The organism is Kitasatospora sp. NPDC024654 (genome assembly GCF_055559155.1).
Map to the genome: position 1 here is coordinate 1 of NZ_JBVHLF010000268.1, position 1,320 is coordinate 1,320.

At 71.7% G+C, this 1,320-nt stretch carries 1 protein-coding gene and 1 pseudogene; both read right to left on the reverse strand.

The annotated features are described in order from the left end of the window. Positions 1–258, reverse strand: a pseudogene (locus ACZ38L_RS39540) (transposase family protein); the annotation flags it as partial. A 285-nt stretch (positions 259–543) separates the two neighbouring features. Continuing rightward, the gene (locus ACZ38L_RS39545) at positions 544–705 is read right to left on the reverse strand and encodes a hypothetical protein (RefSeq protein ID WP_465703009.1); all 162 of its coding nucleotides are present in this window, start codon (positions 703–705) and stop codon (positions 544–546) included. Positions 706–1,320 lie beyond the last annotated feature (615 nt).

Sequence of the window (1,320 nt, forward strand, 5' to 3'; positions counted from 1 at the left end):
CAACCCGGCGATGGCCAGGTGAGTTTCCGGGTAGTCCTCGCGACGTCCGGTGTACCGCTGGAGGGGGCGCCACTGCTTGTACTCGGCGTTGGTGTCCCCCACGCAGATCCGCGCTGAGGACTGGCGGCGCCGCATCTCGCGCCAGGCGCGCTTGTCTCCGTCGCAGGCGTCCTCGGCGGGCTTCTTCGGAGGGGCGCTGACCTGACTGGGGAACTCCTTGGCCAGGCCCTGGTATCCCAAGTCGACTTCGGCCTTCACCTGCGGGTACTGGGGGAACTGCTCCGCGATGCCCTCGGTGCGCAGGGCGGGTCGGGTAGCGGGGGGGGGGGGGGGGGGGGGGGGGGGGGGGGGGGGGGGGGGGGTAGGGGGGGGGGGGGGGGGGGGGGGGGGGGCCGCCCCCCCCCCCCCCCCCGCCCCCTCAGAACCCGGCGTGCGCCATTGAACGCACCGGGCTCAAGCAAGCCCTCGTGGGCTCGCGGGCGGACAGAAGTTCTGGTCAGGTGCCGAGTCGGCGTCGGCAGGAGCGAGTGGGTGCCTTGGCCTTTACCGTGCGGCCTTCTGCGCACTGGTCTTCTTCACCGTCTTCGCCACCGCCCGGGCCGCCTTGTTCCCCTCGGCCTTCGGCGCGGCGGCCGGCTTCGCCGCCTTCGACGTGCGGGTGCGGCCACGCACAGTCTTCGATGCCGACGGCTTCTCGACGTCCACTGACACCACGGGGTTCTCAGCGGCGGGTGCCTGCTGGAGGGAGGCAGCATCCGCGAGCGACCGCAGGCTCACCAGGGCCGTGCGCCGCGTCCAGCCGCTCGGAGGCCGCGTTCAACGCCGCCTCCAGCCGATGCTGCTCCTTCTCAAGGAGCGGGAGCTCGTGGTTCAGCAGGACGTGATCTCGTCTGGGACTCCAGGGTTGATGGGGAGTGTCAGCCCACTGACGGACGACGAAGGGGTGTGGGTCCAGCCGGAGGGTCAGCCTGTGGAGCTCGGGGTGGACTTCTCGGATGCCGAGGGGTGGCCAGTGAGGAGTCCCAGTCCCCTCTCGCGTTCGAAGATGTGGGTCTCCAGCAGGGCCTGTGCGGGCGATCCGGCGCGGGGGATGAGCGCCCCGTCGGTGGGCTTGAGGATGACTTGCCCACAGGCCGTGGCGTAGGGCTCGCCTGTGCAGGCGGCACGCCCGCGGGCTGCAATTCGGAGAGCAGCTTCCTTGATCCAGGGGTCGCGTCCTCGGAGCGGTGTAAAAGGCTCGACGAGGGTGCCGTGCGGCGATCTTATGCGGCCTCGGTGGCGGCTGTCACGGCGGTGCCGCCTCGGGGCCGGAGCCGGGTC